Below are 20,058 nucleotides of genomic sequence, written 5' to 3'. Positions count from 1 at the left end.
CGGGGTCCGGGCGCGACGGCGTCCGGCATGCGGAGTTTTCGAGGACAGGGGTCGGGATGGGCAGCGGTTTCGGGAAGGTCCTCGTCGCGGGGGCCGGGATCTCCGGGCTCGCCGCGGCGGCCGCACTGCGCGACGCCGACGCCGAGGTCCTGGTCTCCGACGACCGGGCCGACGCACTGGCCGCGCTGCCCGACGGCGTCGCGCCGTGGACCGGCGACGGCCTGCCCGATGGCGTGCACACCGTCGTCACCTCGCCGGGACGGCGTCCCGACCACCCGCTGGTCGCGCAGGCGCACGCCGCGGGCGCCGAGGTGATCGGCGAGCCGGAGCTGGCGTGGCGGCTCGGGCGGGCGTCGTCGAACCCGCCTGCCTGGCTGGTCGTCACCGGCACCAACGGCAAGACGACGACGACCGAGATGCTCGCCGCGATCCTGCACGCCGCCGGGCTGTCCTCGGTGGCCTGCGGGAACATCGGCTACCCGGTGGTCAGCGCCGTGGCGTCGGCCGGGCCCCGCTACGAGGTGCTGGCCGTGGAGCTGTCGAGCTTCCAGCTGTACTGGTCGCCGTCGGTGCACCCGGCCGCGGGCGTCGTGCTCAACGTCGCCGAGGACCACCTGGACTGGCACGGCGGGATGGCCGGCTACTCCTCGGCGAAGGCACACGCCCTGGTCGGGGACGTGGCCGTCGCCGGAGCCGACGACGCCGTGGCCGCCGCGCTGCTCGCCGGGGCGCCCGCGCCGCGCAAGGCCGGGGTCACGCTCGGCGAGCCCGGGCCGGACCAGCTCGGCGTCGTCGACGGCATGCTGGTCGACCGCGCGTTCGGCGGCGGGGACCTGCTGCCCGCCGACGCCGTCGTCCCGCCGGGACCGCCCGGGGTCACCGACGCGCTGGCCGCGGCCGCGCTCGCCCGCGCGTACGGCGTCGACGCCGGGACCATCGGCAAGGCCCTGGCCGAGTTCACCCCCGGCCCGCACCGCAGCGCCCCGGTGGGGGAGCACGACGGCGTCCGCTACCTCGACGACTCCAAGGCCACCAACCCGCACGCCACCGACGCCGCGCTGGCCGCGGTCACCGCCCGCTCGCCCGGTGCGAAGGCGGTCTGGGTGGTCGGCGGGCTGCTCAAGGGCGTCGCCCCGGAGGTGCTCGGCGAGCTCGCCGCGAAGCACTCCGCGCTGCTCGCGGGGGCCGTCGTGATCGGCACCGAGCGTGCGCCGATCGTCGAGGCGCTCACGCGACACGCCCCCGGCCTCCCGGTTCAGGAGGTCACCGGGGGCCACGATGGAGCGATGGTGCCCTCTTCCGAGCGAGACACCCCTGCCCCGAGCACACCCGCGGACACTCCCGCGGACCCGATGCCCGAGGCCGTGCGTCGTGCCGCGGCGCTGGCCGGGCCCGGTGACGTGGTGCTGCTGGCCCCGGCGGCGGCGTCGATGGACCAGTTCCGCGACTACGGCCACCGCGGGGACGCCTTCGCGGCCGCGGTCGCCGCGCTCGGGGAGACCCCGTGAGCCCGGCGAGCAGGCAGTCCGCCGGTGCACGGCGCCCGGGAGAGAGCCCCGGGTCCGGCTCGGGCGCCGACGACAGCCCGGTCCGCACCGCCGCCGTCGCGCTCGGGACCGGCACCCGGTCCGCCTCGCGCCGGCTGCGGCGCTGGCTGCGTCGCCCGCTGACCTCGCTGCACCTGGTGCTCGGGGTGTTCGGCCTGCTGACGCTGTTCGGCCTGGTCATGGTGCTCTCGGCGTCGTCGGTGTCGTCGCTGTCCACCGGCGGGTCGTCGTACTCGATCTTCACCAAGCAGCTCATGTTCTGCGCGGTCGGGCTGGTGCTGTTCTACATCGGCCTGCGGGTGTCGCCGCAGCGGCTGCGCTCGGTCGCGCCGATCCTGCTGCTGATCGGGCTGGGCACACTGGTCGCGGTGCTGATCCCGGGGATCGGCGCGGTCCGCGGCGGCTCCCGGTCCTGGTTCGCGTTCGGGCCGATCTCGCTGCAGCCGTCGGAGGCGGTGAAGATCGCGCTGACACTGTGGGGCGCGCACGTGCTCGCCGCCCGCCGCGCCGTGATGCACCGCTGGAAGCACGCACTGAACCCGGTCGTCCCGGTCACCCTGGTCATCTTCACGCTGCTCGTCCTGCAGCCCGACCTCGGCATGACGATCTCGATCGGGATCGCGATGCTCGCGCTGCTCTACTTCGGCGGCGCCCCGATGCGGCTGCTCGCCCTGATCGCCGGCGGGGGCCTGGTGGGCGCGATCGTCCTGGGTCTGACGGCCGGCTACCGGGCCAGCCGTATCTCCTCGTTCCTGTCCGGCGGCTCGGACCCGCTCGGCCCGGCCTACCAGGCGACGCAGGCGCTGTACTCGCTCGCCGACGGTGGCCTGTTCGGCGTCGGGCTCGGGCAGGGGCGCGCGAAGTGGGACTACCTGCCCAACGCCCACAACGACTTCATCTTCGCCATCATCGGCGAGGAGCTCGGGCTGGTGGGCGCGTTCGCGGTGCTGGCGCTGTTCGCGGTGCTGGCCTACACCGGGATGCGCATCGCGGCCCGCAACACCGACCCGTGGCTGCGGATCGTGGTGGCGACGTCGACGGCCGGGCTGATCGTCCAGGCCTCGATCAACATCGGCTACGTGGTGGGTCTGCTGCCGGTCACCGGCCTGCAGCTGCCGCTGATCTCCTCCGGCGGGACGTCGATGGTCGTCACGATGTTCGTGTTCGGTGTGCTGACCAACGCCGCCCGGCACGAGCCGGAGGCGATCGCGGCCCTGCGCAAGGACGGCCAGGGCCGGGTGGCGCGGCTGCTGCGGCTGCCGCTGCCCGAGCCGTACCGCGCGGCCGGTCCGCCGGCGCCGCGGTCGGCGGCCCGATGATGAAGGTGCCCCGCGCGATCGGATGATCCGCGGGTGCGAGTGTGAGCGACACCGATGACCGCGACTGGGACGAGGGGCACGAGAGCGTGACGGGCAGGGAGCAGGACGGCAGCGCCGACGACGGTTCCACCGGGACCGGCGGCCAGGCGCCGTACCGACCGGCCGACGACGGGGGTGGGGCCCGGTTCCCCGCGACCGGCTGGAACCCGGACCTGCACGACGGCGCCCGCTCCGGCCGCAACGGCGTGCCGCGGGCCGCGGACCCCGACGCGGAGGGCCGCTCCGCGTCCGCCGGGTCCGCGTCCGCCGAGGGGGCGGCGGGGTCTGCGGGTGCGCCGTCCGACGGTGCGCACCGCGGCCCGGTGTCCGGGGACCAGCCGTCCGGGGACCAGCCTTCCGGGGACCAGGGGACGCCGCCAGTCGGGATGCCTCCGGCGGGGATGCCGCCCGGGCGTCCGCGGCAGCCGGGGGGACCGCAGCAGTTCGGTCCGGGGCCCCGGGGCCCGCAGGACGACGATGCGCGGGACCGGGACGCGCGGGACCAGGACGCGCAGGATCGGGACGTTCAGGGCCGGGACATCGAGGGCCGGGACATCGAGAGTCAGGACGTCCAGGGCCGGGACGCGCACGGTCCGGCACAGCCGGGGCCGTGGCAGCAGGGCCCCGCTCCGCAGAGCCCGGGTCAGGGTGTTCCGGAGCAGCAGAGCCCGTGGCAGCAGGGTCCGGGTCAGGGGGCTCCCGGTCCGCAGGGCCCGGGGCAGCCCGGTGCCGGTCCGCAGGGGCCCGGTCAGCCCGGTCCCGGTTCGCCGGGAACGGGCCCGCAGGTGCCAGGGCGTCGTGGACCGCTGCCGTCCGGGCCAGGGCGTGCGCGCCCCAACGCGCCGCAGCCCGGCGGGCTGTTCGACCCGAGTGCCGCGCCGCCCCCGGGGCCGCGTCCGCACGATCCCGTACGTCCGCACGACCCCGTACCTCCGAGCGACCCCGCACATCCGCATGACCCCGCACGTCCGCAGGGGCACGGTCCGCAGGGGCCGATGTCGTCCGGACCGGATGCGCCGCAGAGTTTCCCGGCTTCGCCGGGTCCCCGGAGTCCGCAGGGCCGGGGGAATCCGCAGACCCCGCCGCAGAATCCGCAGACCCCGCCGCAGGGTCCCCGGGGACCGCAGCAGCCGGGGATCGCGCCGCCCGGCGCGCGCCGCCCCGGACCGCCGCCCGGCGGATTGCCGCCCGGCCCACCGCCGGGCCCCGGCCCGCAGCGGCCGGGTCCGCAGGGTCCGGCTCAGCAGGGCCCGGCCCAGCAGGGTCCGGCGCCGACCCTCTCCGCACGCGCCGATCCGCAGCCCGACGCGGCCCCCGGCCGCCCGCCGGCCACCACGCGTCCGGCGGGGGAGCAGGCCACGACCGCCGTGCGCGGCGGGCTGTCCGTCGTCGTCGCCGGTGGCGGGTCGGCCGGGCACATCGAGCCCGCGCTCGCCGTCGCCGACGCGATCCGCAGGCTCGTCCCGGACTCGCGGGTGACCGCGCTGGGCACCGACAAGGGCCTGGACACCCAGCTGATCCCGGCCCGCGGCTACCCGCTCGAGCTGATCCCGCCGGTCCCGCTGCCGCGCAAGCCCAGTGCCGACCTGCTGAAGCTGCCCGGGAACGTCCGCGGCGCCGTCCGCCGGGTCCGCGACGTCCTCGACGACGTCGACGCCGACGTCGTCGTCGGGTTCGGCGGGTTCGTCTCGCTGCCCGCCTACCTGGGCGCACGCGGCCGGGTGCCGATCGTCGTGCACGAGGCCAACGCCCGCGCCGGGCTGGCGAACAAGGTCGGCGCGCGGTTCGCCGCGGCCGTCGCCACCGCCGTCCCGGGCACGGGGCTGCCGCACGAGCAGGTCGTCGGAATGCCGCTGCGCCGGTCGATCACCACGCTCGACCGCGCGGCGCTGCGCCCCGAGGCCCGCAACTACTTCAACCTGCCCCCGCACGGTCCGGTGCTGCTGGTGTTCGGCGGCTCGCAGGGAGCCCGCACGCTCAACTCCGCGGTCGCCGAGGCACTGCCCGGGCTCGTCGAGCGCGGGGTGTCGGTGCTGCACGCCTACGGCAAGCACGGCACCCCGGCCGACCCGCGGCCCGGCTACCACCCGATGCCCTACATCGAGCGGATGGACCTGGCCTACGCCGCCGCCGACGCCGTTCTCGGCCGGTCCGGAATGACCACGGTGGCCGAGCTCACCGCCGTCGGGCTGCCCGCGGTGTACGTCCCGCTGCCGCACGGCAACGGCGAACAGGCCCTCAACTGCGGCCCCGTCGTCGAGGCAGGCGGCGGGGTCCTGATCCCCGACGAGGACATGAACGGCGAGGCCGCCCTGCGGGAGCTGCTGCCGATCCTCACCGACTCCGACCGCGCCGAGGCCATGGGACGGCACGCCCGTGCCGCCGGCCACGGCGAGGCCGACGAGAAGCTCGCGAAGATCGTGATGGAGGTGGCACGCCGGTGAACTCCGCCGGTAAGGACAACGCGCTCGGCACCCACGTGCACCTGATCGGGATCGGGGGTGCCGGCATGAGCGGCATCGCCCGCATCCTGCTGGCGCGTGGGGTGACCGTGACCGGATCGGACGCCCGGGAGAGCCGCGCGGTCACCGCGCTGCGCGCCCTCGGCGCCCGCGTCGAGACCGGGCACGACGCGGCCCACCTGCAGCACGACGGCGAGGACCCACCCACCGTCGTCGTCTCCACCGCCATCCGCGACACCAACCCCGAGCTGGCCGCGGCCCGCGAGCAGGGCCTGGACGTCGTGCACCGGTCCGTCGCGCTGGCCGCGCTGACCGAGGGACGGCGCCTGGTCGCCGTCGCCGGGACGCACGGCAAGACCTCGACGACGTCGATGGTCACCGTCGCCCTGCAGCACGCCGGGGCCGACCCGTCGTTCGCGATCGGCGGGGACCTCACCGTGTCGGGGACCGGCGCGCACCACGGCAGCGGCGACGTGTTCGTCGTCGAGGCCGACGAGAGCGACGGCTCGTTCACCGTGTTCGCGCCGTCGGTCGCGATCGTCACCAACGTCGAGCCCGACCACCTCGACCACCACGGCGACGCCGAGGCCTACCACGCGGTGTTCCGCCGGTTCCTCGACCGGCTGGTGCCCGGAGCCACGCTGATCACCTGCGCCGACGACCCGGGCGCCGAGGACGTCGCCGTCGCGGGGGAGCGGGCCGGGTTCACCGTCGCCCGCTACGGCCGCAGCGCCACCGGCGCCGGCGACGCCCGGCTGCTCGACTTCACCCCCGACGGCACCGGCTCGGTGACCCGCTTCCGGCACGCCGGCGTCGAGCGCGAGCTGCGCCTCGGCGTGCCCGGCGAGCACATGGCGCTCAACGCGCTCGCGGCGTTCCTGGCCGGCGTCGCCGTCGGGCAGGACCCGGACGTGCTGCTCGACGGCCTCGCCGGGTTCGGCGGCGTCCAGCGCCGCTTCGAGTTCAAGGGCCGGGTCCGCGGCGTCACCGTCTACGACGACTACGCCCACCACCCCACCGAGGTCGCCGCCACCCTGCGCGCCGCCCGGGAGGCCACCGGCTCCGGCCACGGCCGCCGCGGACGCGTGCTCGTGGCGTTCCAGCCGCACCTGTACTCGCGGACCCGGCTGTTCGCCGCCGAGTTCGGCGAGGCGCTGTCGCTGGCCGACGAGGTCATGGTCCTCGACGTCTACGGCGCCCGGGAGGACCCGGAGCCCGGCGTCGGCCCGGCGCTGATCACCGACGCCGTCCGGCTGCCCGACGAGCACGTGCACCGTGCCCCGTCCTGGGAGCAGGTGCCCGCCGCGCTGGCCGGGCTGGCCGCCGACGGCGACACCGTCATCACGATGGGAGCGGGCGACGTGACCGTGCTCGGACCGGAGGTCCTGCGCGAGCTGGCGGGCGGGGACCCGGCATGAGCGGCGCCGGCGGTGCCCGCGACGGCGCCCGGCGCGGCTCGTCGGGGGCCCGTCCGGCGCCCGGCCGCGACCGCCGCGGCGGCTCGGGCTCCCGCCCCGCGGGCCGCGACACCCGCACCCGGAGCACCCGCAGCGGTCCCGCACCGGCCGCACGCCCCCGTGGCCGGCACGCGATGCGCCGCGCCATCGCGCTGGTCGCGACGGCGGTCGTCGTCGTGCTCGGGGTGTCCGCGGGCGGCTGGTGGGCGCTGTCGCGCTTCGGCCCCGGCGTCGACCAGGTCGAGATCGCCGGGACCCGCCAGATCCCGCAGCGCGACGTGTCCGACGCCGCCGCCGTCGACCCCGGCACGCCGCTGGCCGCCGTCGACACCGACGCCGTCGCCTCCCGGGTATCGGCCATCCCCGGCGTCGCCACCGTCGACGTCGGCCGGTCCTGGCCGCACACCCTCACCGTGACCGTCACCGAGCGGACCCCGGCCGGGGTGATCGACACCCCGGGAGGCCGCAAGCTCGTCGACGTCAACGGGTTCGCCTACCGCACCGCGCCGCCGACGGCGAAGCTGCCGGTGCTGGCGCTGCCCCGGGTGGCCCCGGACGACCCGGCCACCCACGGCGCCGTCGCCGTGCTGCAGGCGCTGCCGCCGCAGATCCGCGGCCAGGTCGAGACCGTCGTGCTCGGAGCGGGCGGGTCGACGGTCGAGCTCACCCTGTCCGGCAACCGCCGGGTCCTGTTCGGCCCGTGGGCCGACACCGCCGACCCGGCCGCGACCCAGCGGCGGGCCGTCGCGCTCGGGCCGCTGCTGTCCCGCGAGGGCTCGGTCTACGACGTCTCCAGCCCGGACCTGGTCACCGTCCGTCGCTGACGGTGTCCGGCTCCCGGCCGGTACGGCCCGGCCGGGGCCCGGTGCGACGCGCCGGGACGTCGTCCCGATCGGGTGATCCACTTCGTCCGTCCGGCGGTGTCGCGGCGGCCCGCGGCGGTGGACGCTCGGCTCTCCCGCGCGCGTACCGGCACGGTATGCGCTGCGTGACGGTGCGGCCACGCTGCGCGGTTCACGCCGTCCGGGACCGGCACCACCCGGGCGGGGTGTTGCCGACGCGCGGCGCGCCTGCTGGACCCGGGGCCTGCCCGCCACTTAGCGTCGCGCTCTGACGGCCCGGGGCACCCGGAGCTGCAACCGGAAACCCCGAGTGACTGGAAGGTGCCGCATGACGCCCCCGCACAACTACCTGGCCGTGATCAAGGTCGTCGGCATCGGTGGCGGCGGCGTGAACGCCGTCAACCGCATGATCGAGGTCGGCCTCAAGGGTGTCGAGTTCATCGCGGTGAACACCGACGCCCAGGCCCTGCTGATGTCCGACGCCGACGTCAAGCTCGACATCGGCCGCGAGCTCACCCGCGGTCTCGGTGCCGGCGCGAACCCCGACGTCGGTGGCAAGGCCGCCGAGGACCACGCCGAGGAGATCGAGGAGGTCCTCAAGGGGGCCGACATGGTCTTCGTGACCGCAGGCGAGGGCGGCGGGACGGGCACCGGCGGAGCGCCGGTCGTCGCGTCGATCGCCCGCAAGCTCGGCGCCCTGACCATCGGTGTCGTCACCCGCCCCTTCACCTTCGAGGGCCGTCGCCGCGCCGGTCAGGCCGAGGACGGCATCCAGCAGCTGCGCGACGAGTGCGACACCCTGATCGTCATCCCGAACGACCGGCTGCTGCAGCTCGGTGACGTCGGGGTCTCCCTGATGGACGCCTTCCGCTCCGCGGACGAGGTGCTGCTCTCCGGTGTCCAGGGCATCACGAACCTGATCACCACCCCGGGTCTGATCAACCTGGACTTCGCCGACGTCAAGTCGGTCATGTCCGGTGCCGGGTCCGCGCTGATGGGCATCGGCTCGGCCCGCGGCGAGGGCAGAGCGGTGCAGGCCGCGGAGAGTGCGATCAACTCGCCACTGCTCGAGGCGTCCATGGACGGCGCCCAGGGCGTGCTGCTGTCGATCGCCGGTGGCTCCGACCTGGGTCTGTTCGAGATCCACGAGGCGGCGTCGCTGGTGCAGGAGGCCGCGCACCCCGAGGCCAACATCATCTTCGGCACGGTGATCGACGACTCGCTCGGCGACGAGGTCCGGATCACCGTGATCGCGGCCGGGTTCGAGGGCGGCACCCCGACGCACAAGAAGCTCGACCCGGGCGTTTTCGGGCGAGGCAGCTCCAAGGCATCCGAGCAGGGCGGTGACCAGCAGCAGAACCAGAACCAGCAGCAGTCGCCGAACGCCCGGTTCACCGCCTCCCAGCCGAACCAGCAGCAGAACCAGCAGCAGTACGGCGGGCAGCAGAACCAGTACGGGCAGCAGAACCAGCCCAACCCGTACGCCCAGCAGCAGAACCCGTACGCGCAGAACCAGCAGCAGGGCCAGTACGCCGGGCAGGCCCAGAACGGCCAGCCGCAGCAGAACGGCCTGCCGCAGAACGGCCAGAACGGCCAGCAGCAGAACGGGCAGTACCAGAACGGGCAGCACCAGAACGGGCAGGGCGCGCCGAACCAGCAGGCCCCGGGCCTGCCCGCGTCGGTGCAGCCGCAGAACCAGCCGGGTCAGCAGAACCAGAACCCGGAGCGCACCGGCGTCCTGCCGCCCGCGCAGCCGACCGCCCCGGCACCGCGCCAGCCGGAGGTCCGCCCGGAGGGCGGCGAGCAGACCTCGGGGGTCGCGACCCAGACCCAGCAGCAGGCCGCCACCCCGGCCCCGCAGGCGTCGACGCCGGAGCGGTCCTCGGGCGCGCGGCCGGCCGACGAGCAGGTCGAGGACGACGTCGACGTGCCGCCGTTCATGCGGCGCTGAGCAGTCCACGGCGCAGGTCCTCCTGTGACGCCGAGCAGTACCCTCGTACGGTGACCACCACCGGCCCGGGATCGTCCACCCCGGCTCCCTCCGCGGAGTCCGGGCGCCCCACCACCCCACTCCGGGTGCGGCGGGTGACGACGACCCGGGCCGGTGGCCGTTCCGGCGGCCCCTTCTCGACGTTCAACCTGTCCTCCGGGGTCGGTGACGACCCCGCCACGGTCACCGCGAACCGGGCCAGGGTCGTCCGGGAGCTGGGTCTGGCCGGCCTGGTGTTCCTCAAGCAGGTCCACGGTCGTGACGTCGCGGTGCTGCGCGAGCCGCCCCGGGCCCGGCCCGGGACCGGTGGCGTCGCCCCCGACATCGCCGACGTCGACGCCGTCGTGACCGACGTACCGCTGCTCGGCATCGCCGTGCTCGCCGCGGACTGCGTCCCCGTGCTGCTCGGTGACCCGGTCGCCGGGGTCGTGGGGGCCGCGCACGCCGGACGGGTCGGCGCCGCCGACGGCGTCCTCGACGCCGTCCTCGACGAGATGGTCGCCCTCGGCGCCCGCCCGGAGCAGGTCGAGGTGCTGCTCGGCCCGGCCGTCTGCGGGGCCTGCTACGAGGTCCCGGCCGCCATGCGCGCCGAGGTCGACGCCGCCCTGCCGGGCAGCGCGTCGCGGACCCGGCGGGGGACCGCCGGGCTCGACCTGCGGGCCGGGCTGACCCGCCGCCTCGCCGACCGCGGCGTCACCCGGGTCGGGCTCGACCCGCGCTGCACCGTCGAGGACCCCGACCTCTACAGCCACCGCGGCGAGGGCCGCTGCGGGCGCCACGCCGCGATCACCTGGCTCGACCCCCGCCCCGAGGGCGCACCGGCGGGTCGCCCGGCACGATGAGCGGCGTGTCCTCCGCTCCCTCAGATCCCCACGACGCGCCCGACCCCCGAGACACGACCGATCCCGATGGCGCCCCCGATCCCGGTGGCGCGACCGATCCCGGTGGCGCGACCGGGCCCCGGGACGTCACCGCGGACCGGGCCGCCGAGCTGGCCGACCGGCTCGCCGCCGTCCGCGAACGCCTCGACGCGGCCTGCCGGGACGCCGGCCGCGACCCGGCCGAGGTCGCGCTGACCGCGGTCACCAAGACGGTGCCCGCCGCCGACGTCGCCGGGTTGCTCGACCTCGGGCAGACCGCGTTCGCCGAGAACCGGGCCCAGGAGGCGTCGGCGAAGGTCGGCGAGGTCGCCGCGCTGCGCCCGGACGCCGCGCCCCGCTGGTTCTTCGTCGGCGGGCTGCAGCGCAACAAGGTCCGCGCCGTGCTGCCCTGGGTGGCGCGCATCGACTCCGTCGACTCGCCGCGGCTGGCCCGGGCGATCGACAAGGAGGTCGTCAAGGCCCGCGACCGCGGCGAGCGGGACACACCGCTGCCGGTGCTGGTGCAGTACAGCGTCGACGGCGACCCGGACCGCGGCGGCGTGCCCGACGAGGGACTCGCCGAGCTGACCGATCTGATCGGTGAGCTGGACGGCCTCACCCTCGGCGGCCTGATGGCCGTCGCACCGCTGGACCGTACGCCGGAGGAGGCGTTCACCCGGATCGCCGAGGCCGCCGCCAGGGTCCGGGCGGCCCACCCCGGCGCCGTGGAGTTGTCGGCCGGCATGAGCGGGGACCTCGAGACCGCGATCGCGCACGGTTCGACCGTGGTGCGTGTCGGTACGGCTCTTGTGGGGGAACGACGGATAACCTCCGACTAATCGCTGGTCGGTACGGGTAAGAGGCCATCGGCGAGACCGTCGCCAACACGCGCGTACGCACGACTCGTGCGCGTGGAGTCGAGCAGTAACGCGAGGGGACAGCGGATGAGCGCGATGTACCGGCTGAAGGCCTACTTCGGCATGGTCCCGGCGGACGAGATGGACTATGTGGACGAACAGGACCACTACCTGGGCGGCCACGACCACCACGCCGGGTCGCGTTCGGACCGCTGGTCCTCCGCGGACCGTCGCTTCGCCGAGCCGGACACCTACGCCGACGACTACGAGAGCGACCGCTACGAGCGTGCGGACCGCTTCGAGGAGCCCTGGAGCGGCCGCCCGGCGCGGGAGGCCCTCCGTCCGGCGCGCGCCGTGCGGACGGATCCGCGCGTCGAGCGGGACACCGAGTCGCTCCCGGGCAGCCGCGGAACCGACCGCGGGCTGCCCACGCCGATCGGTGGCGGCGCAGGCGCACCGGTCCGCGGAGCCCTCGCCGTCGACCCCGACAGCGTCCGCAGCCCGGCCCGCGAGGAGCGGCCCGCGGTGGCCGCCGTGCCCGCGCCGTCGTCGAGCCCGGAGCAGCGCGACCGCGCCGCCTCCGGGCCGGCCTCGATCACCACGCTGCACCCGCGCAGCTACAACGAGGCGCGCACGATCGGCGAGCGCTACCGGGACGGCGTCCCGGTCATCATGAACCTGACCGACCTGGACGGTGCGGCCGCGAAACGCCTGGTGGACTTCGCCGCAGGCCTCGCGTTCGCCCTCCGCGGATCGATCGACAAGGTGACCGACCGGGTGTTCCTCCTCACCCCGGCCGATGTCGACGTGTCGGCCGATGACGCACGCAGGCTCGCCGAGCGCGGAGCCGTACGACAGGATTGAGCCGTGTCCTCAGCGATCGGCTTGTTGATCTACTACCTGCTGTTCTTCTTCTGGCTGCTGCTCGCGGCCCGGATCGTCGTGGAGATGGTCCGGACGTTCGCGCGCCAGTGGCGGCCCGCCGGAGCCGGCGCGGTCGCCCTCGAGGTCGTGTTCACGGTCACCGATCCGCCCATCAAGTTGCTGCGGAGAGTGATCCCCGTCGTCCGCATCGGAGGCGTCGGACTGGACCTGTCGATTATGGTGCTTCTGTTGGTGGTGTTCATCCTGATGAACGTCACCGACCCTAGACCGGTGTGAGCCCCAGTCACCCGGTTTGCCGCCGAGGACCGCATGAGGTGATCCGACGATGCCGCTGACGCCCGCCGACGTTCATAACGTCGCGTTCAGCAAACCCCCTATCGGGAAACGGGGTTACAACGAGGACGAGGTCGACGCGTTCCTCGATCTGGTGGAGGCCGAGCTGGCCCGCCTGATCGGGGAGAACGACGACCTGCGCGACCAGGTCGCGCAGCTGGAGCAGCGGCTCGGCGATGCCGAGTCCGACCTGGAGGAGGCACGCGGAAGCCAGTCCCAGTCCGCGCCCGCCCAGACCCAGGCGATCCAGGCGTCCGCCCCGACGACCGCTCAGCCCGCCCAGGGCGGTGCGCACGGTGGTCCGTCCACCGGTGCCCCGGCCCCGCAGCTCGCCGCCGCCGGTGCGAGCACGGGCTCCTCGTCCGACGAGGGGGGTGACCACCACGTGCAGGCGGCCAAGGTCCTGGGCCTCGCCCAGGAGATGGCCGACCGGCTGACCGCCGAGGCGAAGAACGAGGCCGACACGATGCTGTCGGATGCCCGGACCAAGTCCGAGCAGCTCCTCTCCGACGCCCGCACCAAGGCGGACGGCCTGGTCAATGACGCGCGCTCGCGCGCCGAGACCATGCTCAACGACGCCCGCACGCGGGCCGAGACCCTCGAGCGCCAGTCGCGCGACAAGGCATCCGGCCTGGTCAGCGACGCCGAGCGCAAGCAGACCGAGATCATCGGTGCCATCCAGCGCGACAAGTCCGTGCTGGAGAAGAAGATCGACGAGCTCCGCACGTTCGAGCGCGAGTACCGCACCCGGCTCAAGACCTACCTGGAGTCCCAGCTGCGGGACCTCGAGGGCCGCGGGTCGGCCGCACCGTCGGACTCGGCGAACGCCACAGGCAGCTCCACCGGCACGTCGTCCGGTAGCGGCTCGGGCTCCGGCTCGAGCTCGTCCGGCAGCTCCACCAGCGGGTCCGCCAACGGGTCGGGCTCCAACGGCGGCTACGCGTCCTCCGGGTACGCGCAGCGCGCCGACACCGGGAGCTGATGTCCCGGGGCGGTGAGAGCCGCCCCGGAGACGACCGACGACGAACGGGTGGCGGACGGGTTCCGCTGCCGACCCACGGAGTTCACCGATGTTGGTGCTGGTCCTGATCCTCGTGGTCATCGCTCTGGCGCTGCTGCTCGCAGGTTGGTTCCTGCAGGTCGTGGCCCTGGCCTGGGTGTCGGTGGCAGTGACGCTGGTCGCTGCCGCCCTCCTGGCCTACGACTGGTGGCAGACCCGGTCCGCAGTGCGGTCCGGGGACCGGGGAGAGGGCTCCGGCACCGGTGACGACGTGGGTCGGCCGGGAGCCGGGCAGGACCCCGAGCGGGCGGCCATGCAGGCGCGTTACGGCGCCGACATGGAGCCCGCCACACAGGTCCTCCCGGCGGTCCGTGGCGGGAACGCGGCCGGCGACGGCGGCGTGAACGCCTCCGAAGCGACGATCCGGATGCCGGCGGTGCCACCGTCCGGCTCTCCGGGCGGACCGTCGGGCGACTCCCGATCGAGTGCTTCTTCGTCACCCTCGGTGACCGAATCGGGTCCCTCGGGATCCGCCGACGGTCATCCGGTGGGCCCCGCTGCGGCGGTGCCGGCCGACGGAGGTGCGGGTGCTCCGTCGGACCGGACGCCGAACGCGGCCGGGTCCGCACACGAACACGGCGGAACGGACGGGCCGGACGGCGCGGATCGTGGCGGCGACCCCGCCCGGTCCGGCCCGTCCGGGTCGGCCGCGGACGCCGTGCCGGGTTCCCCGGACTCCACCGGTCCGACGACCGGTTCGCCGGAGTCCGGGTCGGAGCCCGCATCCGGTGCCACCGCGGACACGCACGACCGCTCCGGCGGCCCCGGGCGTGCCGTGGCCGGTGCCGCGGGTGCAGCAGGACTGGCCGGTGCGGCGGGAGCCGCCGTGGCCGCATCCCGCGGTGGAGGCTCGAGCTCCACCTCCGCACCCGGGACCGCCGCACCCGGAATCCCCGTACGAGAGATCCCGGCCACTGGTGCCTCGAGCACGAGTGCCCCGCCCACGGCCGATGCCCCGCCCACGGCCGAGCCGACGACCTCCGGTCCGGCCGACGACGCCGCTCCCGGCGAGCGGGACGCCGCCACGTCCCAGGACCGGGCCGCGACCGCCGACACCCCCGCAGGTGCATCCGGCAACGCAGGCGCACTCGGGAACAACGCAGGCGCACCCGGGAACACGGACACCTCCGGGAACGCCGATGCCTCCGGCAGCTCCGAGGCTCCTCACCGCTCCGATGCCCCCGCCGGTACCGGCGCCGCGGTGTCGCACACCGGGACGACCGCGCACTCGCCGTGGACCGGCGCCGGTGCACCTGTCGGCCACGGAGCCGACCGGCAGCCCACCGGCACCGGACAGCAGGGCACCGCAGCACAGCAGGGCACCGCAGCACAGCAGGGCGCCGCAGCACAGCAGCAGGACGGGGCGGGCCGTACCGCGGCCGCGTCCGACACCGCCGGGAGCCGCGGCGGCGCTGCCGCCGCGGGCACCGCAGCGGCCGGTGGCGCCGCGACCGGCGCGGCCTACGGAACCACCTCGACAACCGGCGGCAGCGGCGCGGCCACCGGGCACGAGCCGCAGCAGACCGGCGGCCCGCTGATGGACGGCGACGCCCCCGAGGAGTCCGGCACCCCGACACTGACCCACCGCGTCGCCCGGCTGGCCGACGAGGTCCTCGTCATCGACGAGCACCCGCGCTACCACGTGCAGGCCTGCCGGGCACTGCCCGGGAACTCGGTGATCCCGCTGCCGGTCAGCGAGGCCGTCGAGCTGGGATTCACGCCGTGCGGCTGGTGCTCGCCGAACCGCACCCTCGACCGTCGCCACCCCGCGCAGGCCCGCTGATCGACTGCCGGCGGCGCCTCGCCGGTGGAACGTTCCGGAGGCAAGGCGCCGCCGCGGTGTACCGAGCCCGGGAATATCGACGTGCGCATCCGCGCTACCCTGGTCACACAGGCACCGATCCGGCCATCACCGGGGAGCCTCCGGAAGAAACGGGCGACGTCTCCCACGGCGCGGCCGGAGTAGAACCGGACGGGTGCGGCCCGTCAGCGCCGCCGAACGAGAGGCCCGGGCACGTCGTGCGCGGGCAAGCGGGGTGGTACCGCGGCGCGATCCGGACGGGTCGCCGTCGTCCCCGTGCGAAGCGCGAGCACCGCACGAGGAGCCAGCCGTGAGCGAGACCGGATACCCCGAGGTCCCGGCACACCCGTCCTTCCCGACGCTCGAGCACGAGGTGCTCGCGTCCTGGGACGCCGACGACACCTTCCGCGCCTCGATCGACCAGCGCCCCGCCGGCACCGACGACGCCGACGAGTTCGTCTTCTACGACGGCCCGCCGTTCGCCAACGGCCTCCCGCACTACGGCCACCTGCTGACCGGCTACGTCAAGGACGTCGTCCCGCGCTACCGCACCATGCGCGGCAACCGGGTCGACCGCCGCTTCGGCTGGGACACCCACGGCCTGCCCGCCGAGGTCGAGACCGAGAACCAGCTCGGCATCAAGCACAAGTCCGAGATCGACGAGATGGGCGTCGCCGCGTTCAACGAGGCGTGCCGCACCTCGGTGCTGCGCTACACCGGTGAGTGGCGCGACTACGTCACCCGCCAGGCCCGCTGGGTCGACTTCGACAACGACTACAAGACGCTCGACCTGGACTACATGGAGTCCGTCATGTGGGCGTTCAAGTCGTTGTGGGGCAAGGGGCTGGTCTACTCCGGCTTCCGGGTGCTCTGGTACTGCTGGCGCTGCGAGACGCCGCTGTCGGCCACCGAGACCAAGATGGACGACGTCTACCAGGACCGGCAGGACCCGGCCGTCACCGTCGGGCTGCGCCTGTCGGCCCCGGACCGTCCCGAGCTCGACGGGGCGCTCGCCCTGGTGTGGACGACGACCCCGTGGACGCTGCCGTCGAACCTCGCCGTCGCCGTGCACCCCGACGTCGACTACGTCGTGCTGCGCGCGAACGGCGAGCGCTGGGTACTCGCCGAGCCACGCGTCGCCGCCTACGCCCGTGAGCTGGGGGAGGAGCCCGAGGTCCTCGCGACCTTCAAGGGCACCGACCTGCTCGGGCTGACCTACACCCCGCCGTTCGACTTCTTCACCGGACGCGCGAACGCCCATCAGGTGCTCGCCGCCGACTACGTCACCACCGAGGACGGCACCGGGCTCGTGCACATCGCCCCCGCCTTCGGTGAGGAGGACAAGGAGGTCACCGACGCCGCCGGGATCGAGGTCGTCAACCCGGTCGACGCGCGCGGCGAGTACACCACCGAGGTCCCGCCGTACGCGGGAATGCAGGTCTTCGACGCCAACCCGCAGATCATCCGGGACCTCAAGGAGCGCACGAACCCGCACGTCAGCGGGGTGCTCCTGCGCCACGAGACCTACGACCACCCGTACCCGCACTGCTGGCGCTGCGGCAACGCGCTGATCCAGCGCGCCGTCGACTCGTGGTTCGTGCGCGTCACCGAGTTCCGCGACCGCATGGTCGAGCTCAACCAGGAGATCAACTGGACGCCGGCGCACATCCGGGACGGCCAGTTCGGCAAGTGGCTGGAGGGCGCCCGCGACTGGGGCATCTCCCGCAACCGCTACTGGGGCAGCCCGATCCCGGTGTGGGTCTCCGACGACCCGCGCTACCCGCGCACCGACGTGTACGGCTCCCTCGACGAGCTGGAGCGCGACTTCGGCGTGCGGCCCGACGACCTGCACCGCCCCTACGTCGACGAGCTCACCCGGCCCAACCCGGACGACCCGACGGGGCAGTCCACGATGCGCCGGGTGCCGGAGGTGCTGGACTGCTGGTTCGAGTCCGGCTCCATGCCGTTCGCCCAGGTGCACTACCCGTTCGAGAACCGCGACTGGTTCGAGCACCACTACCCGGGCGACTTCATCGTCGAGTACAACGGCCAGACCCGCGGCTGGTTCTACACGCTGCACGTGCTGGCCACGGCGCTGTTCGACCGGCCCGCGTTCCGCAACTGCGTCGCGCACGGCATCGTCCTGGGCGACGACGGCGCGAAGATGTCCAAGTCGCGCAAGAACTACCCGGACGTCAACGAGGTCTTCGACCGCGACGGCTCCGACGCCATGCGGTGGTTCCTCATGGCGAGCCCGATCCTGCGCGGCGGGAACCTGATCGTCACCGAGCAGGGCATCCGCGAGGGTGTCCGGCAGGCGATCCTGCCGCTGTGGAACACCTGGTACTTCCTGTCGCTCTACGCCGGCGGGCAGCGGGGCGAGTTCCGCACCGACAGCGAGCACGTGCTGGACCGCTACGTGCTGGCCAAGACCGCCGACCTCGTCGACGGCGTCACCACCGCGATGGACGCCTACGACATCGCCGGGGCCTGCGAGCGGATCCGCGAGCACGCCGAGACGCTGACCAACTGGTACGTCCGCCGCTCCCGCGAGCGCTTCTGGTCGGACGACGATGCGGTGCGCCGGGAGGCCGTCGACACCCTGCACACGGTGCTGGAGGTGACCTGCCGGGTCGCGGCGCCGCTGCTGCCGCTGACCACCGAGGAGATCTGGCGCGGGCTGACCGGTGAGCGGTCGGTGCACCTCACTGACTGGCCGGGGGGACCGGACGCGAAGCTTGCGAAGCGGACCATCAACCCGGACGCGAAGCTTGCGAAGCGGACCATCAATACCGATCCGAAGGTCTCCGAGCAGCAGCGGGGCGCGGGGCTCCCGCACGACGAGGCGCTGGTGGCGGGCATGGACCGCATCCGTCAGGTCGCGTCGGCGGCGCTGTCGCTGCGCAAGTCGGCGAAGGTCCGGGTGCGTCAGCCGCTGCCCGGCCTGACCGTCGCCGCCGACGACGCGGAGACGCTGCTGCCGTTCGTCGACCTGCTGCGCGAGGAGGTCAACGTCCGCGAGGTCGAGCTGACCGACGACGTCGCCGCGTACGGCCGGTTCGAGGTCGCGGTCAACGCCCGCGCCGCCGGGCCGCGGCTGGGCAAGGACGTGCAGACCTGCATCCGCGCGGTGAAGGCGGGGGACTGGACCCGCGAGACCGACGCCGAGGGCAACGACATCGTCGTCGCCGCCGGGATCGCGCTGCACGACGGCGAGTTCACCGAGAAGCTCGTCGCCGCCGACCCGGAGCGGACCCAGGCGCTGCCCGGCAACGCCGGCCTCGTCGTCCTCGACACCGCGGTGAGCCCGGAGCTGGCCGCGGAGGGCACCGCCCGCGACGTCGTCCGCGTCGTGCAGCAGGCCCGCCGCGACGCCGGCCTGGCCGTCGCCGACCGGATCGCGCTGGCCCTCGACGGCCCGGGCGGGGTGCTCGACGCGGTCCGCGCGCACGAGGCGTTCGTCGCCGGTGAGGTGCTGGCGACGTCGGTGGCCTACGGCGCAGCCGACGCCGCGTCGTCCGGGCAGGTCGTCGGCCCGGACGGGGCCACGGTCGAGCTGCGCGCCGCGGTCACCAGGGCCTGAACGACGATCGCGGGCCCGGGACGTCCCGGGCCCGCGATCGTCACGGCTCAGGGCACGACGTAGTTCGGGTTCGGCAGCCGGAAGGTGCGCAGCGCGTGCCCGCCGCTGAAGTCGCTGTCCTGGTCGCCGAAGTTCCCGACGATCCGGTAGCCCTGCTTCTCGATCTGCTCCCGGGTCGCGGCCTTGTAGTGCACCGTGGTGCACGCCCCGCCCGGGTCCTTCGCGCACGCCTGCTTCAGGTAGTCCGGCCCCTGCCCCGCGGCGGGCTTGGTGAACATGCCGTCCTCGCCGTCGGGCAGCGTGGCCGGGACCGGGTAGCCCGCGTCGACGCCGATGCCGTCGCGGGTCAGGTTCCCCAGCGTCGCCTGCTCCTGCGCCGCACCGCGCCCGGTCAGGTAGAACACGGCGTAGCCCTGCTTCTGCGCCCGCTGCACCATCGCGACCATGCCCGGCACGGCCGGGAAGCGCTGCCCGGTGACGTACTCGCCGTTCTCGGCCTTGTCGTAGTCCCAGTTGCTCGCGACCTCGTAGTTCCAGGTCGACAGCGTGGTGTCGTCGACGTCGAGGACGACCGCCTTGCGCCCCGGAGTCCGGGCCAGAGCGTCGAGCCAGCGGCTGCCGTCGGCGGCGACCCGGCCGGCCTCCTTCGCGTAGTTGCCGTCCGGGGCGAACGTGCCGGTGCCGAGCGGGTCGCCGTAGTAGTTGCGGATCTGCTGGCGCAGGACGTCGATGTTGGTGATCTGCGACGCCGACGACGGCGTCGTGGTCCGGATGGCGGGCTCACGGGTCGCGGACCAGGCGACGCCGCCCACTCCGGTGAGCGCCGCGGTGAGGGCGGCGACGAGGACGGCCGGGCGGAGCCGGGGAACGCGCATGATCACTCCGGGAGACGTGGAACACAGCGTCGGACCCCGGTGACGGTAAACCGGCGTCACACCGCGGTGCGGGACGCGCGCCGGGGCACCCGGGTGCGGGTGTGCGGGACACCGCACCCGCGCCGACCGGCCACGGAGCACCCGCCCA

13 protein-coding genes and 1 pseudogene are annotated in these 20,058 nt (G+C 74.6%); 13 read left to right on the top strand and 1 reads right to left on the bottom strand.

Annotated elements, in window-relative coordinates; all coding sequences use genetic code 11:
• Positions 1–56 precede the first annotated feature (56 nt).
• From murD to ileS, 13 genes and pseudogenes are all read left to right on the top strand, one after another.
• Complete coding sequence (gene murD / locus ACLE50_RS07105) at positions 57–1,508, top strand: UDP-N-acetylmuramoyl-L-alanine--D-glutamate ligase (RefSeq protein ID WP_410942595.1); 1,452 nt, start codon at positions 57–59, stop codon at positions 1,506–1,508.
• Positions 1,505–2,866 carry a putative lipid II flippase FtsW gene (gene ftsW, locus ACLE50_RS07100; protein WP_410942594.1) on the top strand — a complete coding sequence of 454 codons (1,362 nt, stop codon included), beginning with the start codon at positions 1,505–1,507 and terminating at the stop codon, positions 2,864–2,866. The genes murD and ftsW overlap by 4 nt, the downstream gene beginning before the upstream one ends.
• A 1,406-nt stretch (positions 2,867–4,272) precedes the next feature.
• On the top strand, positions 4,273–5,349 hold the full coding sequence (locus ACLE50_RS07095; RefSeq protein WP_410942593.1) for a UDP-N-acetylglucosamine--N-acetylmuramyl-(pentapeptide) pyrophosphoryl-undecaprenol N-acetylglucosamine transferase: 1,077 nt from the start codon (positions 4,273–4,275) through the stop codon (positions 5,347–5,349).
• Entirely contained in the window at positions 5,346–6,785 is a 1,440-nt protein-coding gene (gene murC, locus ACLE50_RS07090) for a UDP-N-acetylmuramate--L-alanine ligase (protein WP_410942592.1), read from the top strand. The genes ACLE50_RS07095 and murC overlap by 4 nt, the downstream gene beginning before the upstream one ends.
• Complete coding sequence (locus tag ACLE50_RS07085; protein ID WP_410942591.1) at positions 6,782–7,648, top strand: cell division protein FtsQ/DivIB; 867 nt, start codon at positions 6,782–6,784, stop codon at positions 7,646–7,648. Before murC ends, ACLE50_RS07085 begins: the two co-directional genes overlap by 4 nt.
• A 346-nt stretch (positions 7,649–7,994) precedes the next feature.
• Positions 7,995–8,984, top strand: a pseudogene (gene ftsZ / locus ACLE50_RS07080) (cell division protein FtsZ); the annotation flags it as partial.
• 767 nt (positions 8,985–9,751) lie between these two features.
• On the top strand, positions 9,752–10,498 hold the full coding sequence (gene pgeF / locus ACLE50_RS07075) for a peptidoglycan editing factor PgeF (protein ID WP_458788550.1): 747 nt from the start codon (positions 9,752–9,754) through the stop codon (positions 10,496–10,498).
• Positions 10,499–10,647: 149 nt separating this feature from the next.
• Entirely contained in the window at positions 10,648–11,355 is a 708-nt protein-coding gene (locus ACLE50_RS07070; RefSeq protein WP_410942856.1) for a YggS family pyridoxal phosphate-dependent enzyme, read from the top strand.
• A 105-nt stretch (positions 11,356–11,460) separates the two neighbouring features.
• Positions 11,461–12,237: a cell division protein SepF gene (locus tag ACLE50_RS07065; protein ID WP_410942590.1), complete on the top strand. Its 777-nt coding sequence runs from the start codon at positions 11,461–11,463 to the stop codon at positions 12,235–12,237.
• Between the two features lie 3 nt (positions 12,238–12,240).
• Positions 12,241–12,534, top strand: a complete 294-nt coding sequence (locus tag ACLE50_RS07060; RefSeq protein WP_410942589.1) for a YggT family protein — start codon at positions 12,241–12,243, stop codon at positions 12,532–12,534.
• A 49-nt stretch (positions 12,535–12,583) separates the two neighbouring features.
• Positions 12,584–13,573: a DivIVA-like cell division protein Wag31 gene (gene wag31, locus ACLE50_RS07055; protein WP_410942588.1), complete on the top strand. Its 990-nt coding sequence runs from the start codon at positions 12,584–12,586 to the stop codon at positions 13,571–13,573.
• 88 nt (positions 13,574–13,661) lie between these two features.
• A complete protein-coding gene (locus ACLE50_RS07050) occupies positions 13,662–15,434 on the top strand; it encodes a hypothetical protein (protein ID WP_410942587.1) in 1,773 nt (590 codons plus the stop codon).
• Between the two features lie 328 nt (positions 15,435–15,762).
• On the top strand, positions 15,763–19,035 hold the full coding sequence (ileS, locus tag ACLE50_RS07045) for an isoleucine--tRNA ligase (protein ID WP_410942586.1): 3,273 nt from the start codon (positions 15,763–15,765) through the stop codon (positions 19,033–19,035).
• 47 nt (positions 19,036–19,082) lie between these two features.
• Here ileS and ACLE50_RS07040 read toward each other — a convergent pair whose 3' ends face one another.
• Entirely contained in the window at positions 19,083–19,910 is an 828-nt protein-coding gene (locus tag ACLE50_RS07040; RefSeq protein WP_410942585.1) for an HAD family acid phosphatase, read from the bottom strand.
• Positions 19,911–20,058 lie beyond the last annotated feature (148 nt).

The sequence above is a fragment of the Pseudonocardia phyllosphaerae genome (assembly GCF_046546475.1).
GTDB lineage: Bacteria > Actinomycetota > Actinomycetes > Mycobacteriales > Pseudonocardiaceae > Pseudonocardia > Pseudonocardia phyllosphaerae.
Note: the sequence above shows the minus strand (reverse complement) of the source record. Positions and strands in the feature narration are given on the sequence as shown.